The organism is Limosilactobacillus reuteri (assembly GCF_020785355.1).
Lineage (GTDB): Bacteria > Bacillota > Bacilli > Lactobacillales > Lactobacillaceae > Limosilactobacillus > Limosilactobacillus reuteri_I.
In genome coordinates this window covers 1-209 of record NZ_JAJGVH010000006.1, presented here as the reverse complement: position 1 = coordinate 209, position 209 = coordinate 1, and the positions used below count along the sequence as shown (strand labels likewise).

The 209-nt window shown below is 40.7% G+C and carries 1 rRNA gene; it reads left to right on the top strand.

Annotated features, from left to right (window positions below):
• Window positions 1–76 (top strand): 16S ribosomal RNA (locus tag LMB56_RS00030); the annotation flags it as partial.
• Window positions 77–209: the final 133 nt, after the last annotated feature.

Here is a 209-nt window from a genome sequence, read left to right as displayed (position 1 = left end):
TAAGGCGGGACAGATGACTGGGGTGAAGTCGTAACAAGGTAGCCGTAGGAGAACCTGCGGCTGGATCACCTCCTTTCTAAGGAATAAAACGGAACCTACACATCAAAGAAACTTTGTTTAGTTTTGAGGGGTTTACCCTCAGAGCTTGTACTTTGAAAACTAAATACTATCTAATTTCTTTATTAACAAAACAATAAACCGAGAACACC